This window comes from Bradyrhizobium sp. LeoB3 (assembly GCF_055456055.1).
This window is the reverse complement of the sequence record NZ_JBVBEF010000196.1, coordinates 1-5,836: the sequence shown is the minus strand read 5'-3', so window position 1 is coordinate 5,836 and position 5,836 is coordinate 1. Positions and strand designations below refer to the sequence as shown.

The 5,836-nt window shown below is 61.2% G+C and carries 6 protein-coding genes and 1 pseudogene; all 7 read left to right on the top strand.

The features are described from left to right. Positions 1–378: nitrogen fixation protein NifQ (locus ACZXDY_RS44360; RefSeq protein WP_464349818.1), on the top strand; the 378-nt coding region annotated here is incomplete at its 5' end. Positions 379–400: 22 nt separating this feature from the next. Next, a complete protein-coding gene (locus tag ACZXDY_RS44355; protein WP_165421516.1) occupies positions 401–871 on the top strand; it encodes a Fur family transcriptional regulator in 471 nt (156 codons plus the stop codon). Between the two features lie 204 nt (positions 872–1,075). Beyond that, a complete protein-coding gene (nifV, locus tag ACZXDY_RS44350; protein ID WP_130583768.1) occupies positions 1,076–2,263 on the top strand; it encodes a homocitrate synthase in 1,188 nt (395 codons plus the stop codon). A gap of 209 nt (positions 2,264–2,472) precedes the next feature. Next, the gene (gene nifW / locus ACZXDY_RS44345; RefSeq protein ID WP_028169330.1) at positions 2,473–2,814 is read left to right on the top strand and encodes a nitrogenase stabilizing/protective protein NifW; all 342 of its coding nucleotides are present in this window, start codon (positions 2,473–2,475) and stop codon (positions 2,812–2,814) included. A gap of 467 nt (positions 2,815–3,281) precedes the next feature. Beyond that, a pseudogene (locus ACZXDY_RS44340) lies at positions 3,282–3,821 on the top strand (hypothetical protein). Between the two features lie 13 nt (positions 3,822–3,834). Beyond that, positions 3,835–4,944, top strand: coding sequence for an electron transfer flavoprotein subunit alpha/FixB family protein (locus tag ACZXDY_RS44335; protein WP_130231408.1), 1,110 nt, complete (start codon positions 3,835–3,837; stop codon positions 4,942–4,944). A gap of 11 nt (positions 4,945–4,955) precedes the next feature. After that, positions 4,956–5,836: FAD-dependent oxidoreductase (locus tag ACZXDY_RS44330; protein ID WP_464349817.1), on the top strand; the 881-nt coding region annotated here is incomplete at its 3' end.

Here is a 5,836-nt window from a genome sequence, read left to right as displayed (position 1 = left end):
CTGCTCGCGCAACGCTCGACCGAAGGGGATATCGGCAACTGGCTGGCTGCGATGATCGCGCGTCGCGCGATCGAGCCAAATCACCTCTGGGAAGACCTCGGATTGCGCAATCGTGGCGAATTATCCCGCCTCTTAAGCCGCCATTTCGCGCCGCTCGCCGCGCGCAATGTCAACAATATGCGCTGGAAGCGGTTCTTCTATCGCATGCTGTGCGAGGGCGACGGCCTTGTGATGTGCACGACACCGGTGTGCACGCAATGTAAGGACTTCAACCGCTGCTTTGGCGATGAAAGTGGCGAGAGCCGGATGGCTGAGCGCCGGCGTGACGTTCTGTTGCGGGCGGCTAACCCGGACGCCGCCAGCATCTGGCCTATGTGAGCAACACGGGATGGATCGTCCGTTGGCCAGACTTCCAACCGATGACCGCGCGGATCGCGCTGGCTTCGACGAGGTGCAGGTGGATACGACCTGCGCCCAATTCAGCAGGCAATGTCCCGACGCCGGCTGGAAGGATATGTTGCTCAAGGCCGGGCTGCGCCCGACGCGCCGGCGCGTGATCTTAAGCGAGTTGTTGTTTGCCAGGGGCGAGCGGCATGTCACCGCAGAGATGTTATTTGCCGAGGCGCGTGAGACCGGCTTTCCGGTCTCACAGTCTACCGTCTACAAGACTTTGAACCAGTTCACGCGAGCCGGCCTATCGGGTCGGATCCGTGTTGACGGTTCGCGATCATTTTTTGACACCAACACCACGCCGCATCCGCATTATTATCTGGGCGGCGACGATATCCTGCTCAACGGTCCCGATGCGAATCCCCTGCTTGTGAATGTTCCCGTGCCGCTGCCGGCCACGCAGTCTCGCGCGTCGATCTGATCATCCATCTGGGTCGCAAGCCGAGTTGATGCCAAGCGATCGCGCCCTGAGATAAGCCGACGCGTCGACTTTGCCACGCTGTCGCGTTTGCGACAACCCGGCTGAGCCAAAAACTGTGCGCTTGTTCAACAGCTTGGGGCGGGTGCCGGCGTGGCATGCGGGTTGCTGAAGCCTTGCTTTGCCAAAGACAACAAGGAGCTTCGCATGATCGCCGCCGCCTCTGCCAAACCGTCATGGTCCGAGACGGCATCGGGAAGTCCGATCGTGCTCAACGATACGACACTGCGCGACGGCGAACAGGCGCCTGGCGTTGCCTTCACCACCGACGAAAAGGTGGCGATCGCGCGGGCGCTGGCGCGGGCCGGCGTTACCGAGATCGAAGCCGGGACGCCGGGGATGGGCAGTGAAGAGATCGCCGCCATCCGCGCCATCGTTGAGGCCGGTCTCCCGCTCACCATCATCGGCTGGTGCCGGATGCGTGAAGCCGATGTCGATGCGGCGATCGAGGCCAAGGTGTCGATGGTCAATGTCTCGATTCCGGCATCTGACGTGCAGATTGCCGCCAAGCTTAGCGGTGACCGCGAGCTGGCGCTAGAGCAGGTGAGGCGGGTGGTCAGTTACGCCCGCGAGCGGGGGCTTGAGGTCGCCGTCGGCGGCGAAGACTCCTCCCGCGCTGACGTCGATTTTCTCATCACGCTGATCGCCATCGCAAAAGCCGCGGGCGCACGGCGCTTTCGCATTGCCGATACGCTCAGTGTGCTTGATCCCGACTCCACCTATGCGCTGATCGCGCGTTTGCGCGCGACCACCGATCTCGAGCTCGAATTTCACGGCCATGACGATCTCGGGCTCGCAACCGCCAATACGCTCGCCGCCATCAAGGGGGGCGCGAGCCACGCCTCGGTGACCGTCATAGGGCTCGGCGAGCGAGCGGGCAATGCGCCGCTGGAAGAAGTCGCCGTCGCGCTCAAACAGCTCTACGGGCGCGCCACCGGCATCGTGCTGCCGGAGCTCGAGAACGTCGCCGCGGTAGTGGCAGCCGCGGCTGCACGTGCAATTCCTCTGAACAAGGCCATCGTCAGGGAGCATGTGTTCACCCATGAATCCGGCATTCATGTGCATGGCTTATTGCAGGATCAACGCACCTATCAGTGGCTCGACCCCCATTTGCTTGGTCGGTTCAATCATATTGTGATCGGCAAGCATTCCGGGCTGTCCGCGATCACGACGCTCCTTGACGAGTTGCAGCTCGCCGCCAGCTCCGAGGAGACAAAACAGATCCTCTCGCGGGTGCGAAAACATGCCACCGAGCACAAGCGGCCGGTGGCGCGCGAGACGGTGGTGGCGATCTGGCGCGACATCCGCGAGCGCTCGTTGACAAATTGCGCGTGAGGCGGGCCATGGTCCGGCACCATTACGGCCGATCACTTCGAAACCGTGGGCGCGCCGCGGAAATCCTCGCTGCTCGCACTGATGCGCCAACGCATAGTCTACGTAGGCAATATAGAGCGCCGCGTGCGCGAAGCAGCGTCGCAAGAAGTGACCAGCCTGTGCTGCGTCCCGACCACCGGCCGGAGGGCCTAACCCAAAGGAAAGTTTCGATGAGCAACAAACAGAGGGCAGCCAGCATCCTGGATCGGCTCAACAAGGCCTCGTCGGCTGAAGATTTTTTTGCGCTGCTTGGCGTCGACTACGACCCCAAGATCGTCAATGTCGCGCGCCTGCATATCTTAAGGCGCATGGGGCAATATCTCGCCAAGGAACAATTCGAAGGTAGCGCAGAGGCGGAGGTCACGGCGCGGTGCAAGGCGGTGCTGGAGCAGGCTTATGCCGATTTCGTGGCGTCCTCGCCGATCGATCAGCGGGTGTTCAAGGTCTTGAAGGATGCGGTCGCCGAGCCCAAGAAACCGGCGGCCTTCGTGCCGTTGAGCTCGCTGAAATAGCCTCATGTATCAGTTCAGATCTGCCTGCATGTCGGTGCGGTGTGTTGTGCCATTCGCCTTCCTCCAGATCAACTCTCTACAGCAACGCGCGAAGCCACGCTGTCGCCTTCCCGACGTATGGGCGGATTGTATTGTCTGCGATGCTAACTGACCCCTCATCAATTTTTCTCAAGTCATTGATCGGAGCTCTGATTTTCGATCGCGTGCAACTGGTACGACACTTGCTGTTCTCCGGCCAAGTCCGTCATTGGCGCCGGCGTACACAGAATTGTTGCCGTCCGAGATGAGATTTGGAGAAAGACCAATCATGTTACCGTTACTGCTCGCCGCTTGCGCCGGCGTCATCTTGTGGCTCACGCTCGCGTTAATGCCGTTCGAACTTATCTTTGACGCCGTTGAGGCTGGGATTGACCGGGCGTTGGCCGCTAATGGGTAACTCGCGTTTCCACGCTACCTCTGGAGAAGGCATGCACAGTATCGTTTCCATCAAGCAGGTTCCCGATTTCGCGCAGATCGGCGTCAATCCCCTTACCAACACGATCTTGCGTCAGGGTCGGCGAGTATCGTCAAACAAGACGCCTTGTTTGCGCGCGAGGCCGCGCGCTTATTGCGTGAAAAGTTCTCCAGTAAGATCACCGCGCTCACCAGGCTCGATGTGTAGCGCCGCGCCGAACGCGGCGCGTCGATGTTGCGCACAGAGCTGCCGTGCCTTGCCAACCATGCCGGAAGCGAGCCAGATTTGCCGCGGTCTCATAACCGACGCCCTGCGCGCGCCGCTGGGGCCAGTTGTGAAATGGAGCGAGCAGGAGGCCAGCGTCGAGAACATCTCGAAATGCGGCGTGCGCGGCTCGCCGATCATAGTCAAGCGTGTCTTTGCGCCTTCGCCACAAACCGAGAGGAGGCGGATGGGAGCCACGAAGCAGCCGACCGAGTTGCTGATGAAAGCCATCTTGAAGGGCCGACCCAAGCTAGAAACCGGTCTTGTGGCGCAGGCGCGCGGGTTGTGAGGGGGACAAGGCTATGAGCAACATCACCACAGCTCCTACGCCGGTCGCGGGCGGCCGCGCAGGAGCGAAAAGAGAATTGCCGGAGCACTTTAAGGCCTACAAGCATATCTGGGTCTTCGTCGAGCAGGAGCGCGGCCAGGTGCATCCAGTCTCCTGGGAACTCATGGGTGCGGGCCGCAAGCTTGCCGACAAGCTGAAGGTCGATCTCGCTGCGGTTGTTATCGGCCCGGAGGGCGAGGCCGCGCGTAACGCCGCGCTCGAGTCCTTCTGCTACGGCGCCGACCTAGCCTATCTCGTGAGCGAGAATGTGCTGTCGGAGTATCGCAACGAGTCCCACACGAAGGCGCTGACCGATCTCGTCAACACCTATAAGCCAGAGATCCTGCTGTTGGGCGCAACCACGCTCGGTCGCGATCTTGCGGGCTCGGTAGCCACCACCCTACTGACGGGTCTCACCGCCGACTGCACCGAGCTCGATGTCGACGCGGATGGTTCGCTTGCGGCCACGCGTCCGACATTTGGCGGATCGCTGCTTTGCACGATCTACACTTTGAATTACCGGCCGCAGATGGCAACCGTCCGCCCGCGCGTGATGCCGATGCCAGAGCGCCTCGCGCGCGATGCCGCCCGCATTATCATCCATCCGCTCCGCCTGCTCGAAGAAGACATCGTCACCAAGGTGCTATCCTTCATGCCGGACCGTGATTCGGCCAAATCCAATCTTGCCTACGCCGACGCCGTCGTCGCCGGCGGGCTGGGGCTGGGCTCGCCGGAGAGTTTCCAGCTGGTACGACAGCTCGCCGACGTGCTCGGCGCGGAATATGGCTGTTCGCGGCCGCTGGTACAAAAGGGCTGGGTCAGCTCCGACCGGCAGATCGGCCAGACCGGCAAGACCATCCGGCCGAAGCTCTATATTGCCGCAGGTATTTCCGGCGCGATCCAGCATCGGGTCGGCGTAGAGGGCGCAGATCTGATCGTTGCCATCAATACCGACAAGAACGCACCGATCTTCGACTTCGCCCACATCGGCATCGTCAATGACGCTATGCACTTGTTACCCGCGCTGACGGCCGCTTTTCGTGCACGGCTTTCGCCGCATTCGCGCGACCGGATCGCGAGCTAGAGGAGGTTGTTATGATCGAGGAGAAGTTCGATGCAATCGTGGTCGGCGCCGGCATGTCGGGCAACGCGGCGGCGCTGGCCATGGCCAAACGCGGCATGAAGGTGCTACAGCTCGAGCGCGGTGAATATGCTGGATCGAAGAATGTCCAGGGCGCAATCCTCTACGCCGACATGCTGGAAAAACTAATCCCGGACTTCCGCGACGACGCTCCGCTCGAACGTCATCTCGTCGAGCAACGGTTCTGGATGATGGACGATCGCTCGCATGTCGGCGTGCACTACCGCTCCGAGGACTTCAACGAGGAGCGGCCGAACCGGTACACGATCATCCGTGCGCAGTTCGACAAATGGTTCTCCTCGAAAGTGCGCGAGGCCGGCGCGACCGTGCTGTGCGAGACCACGGTCACTGAGCTGGTACGGGACGCCAATGGGAAAGTCATCGGTGTTCGTACAGATCGTCGCGACGGCGAAATCCACGCAGATGTCGTGGTACTGGCCGAAGGCGTTAATGGCCTGCTCGGTACGCGTGCGCGCCTGCGCGAGCGGCCCAAGCCCGACAAGGTGGCACTCGCGGTTAAGGAAATGCACTTCTTGCCGCGTGAGACCATCGAGGCCCGTTTCAATCTCAAGGGCGACGAAGGCGTCGTTGTCGAAGCGGCCGGCACCATTTCTTGCGGCATGACAGGGATGGGCTTCATCTATGCCAATAAAGAATGCATATCGATCGGCATCGGCTGTATCGTCGCCGACTTTCAGAGCACTGCAGAGACGCCATATGGGCTGCTCGATCGCTTCAAGCGTCATCCATCCGTGGCGCCCCTGATCGAGGGCTCGGAGGTCAAGGAATATTCTGCGCACCTCATCCCTGAAGGTGGCTACAAGGCAATCCCGCA

Excerpts from the sequence above, each read along its gene's own strand:
- nifV (WP_130583768.1), top strand. The coding sequence starts at position 1,076 with ATGATCGCCGCCGCCTCTGCCAAACCGTCATGGTCCGAGACGGCATCG.
- nifW (WP_028169330.1), top strand. The coding sequence starts at position 2,473 with ATGAGCAACAAACAGAGGGCAGCCAGCATCCTGGATCGGCTCAACAAG.
- ACZXDY_RS44335 (WP_130231408.1), top strand. The coding sequence starts at position 3,835 with ATGAGCAACATCACCACAGCTCCTACGCCGGTCGCGGGCGGCCGCGCA.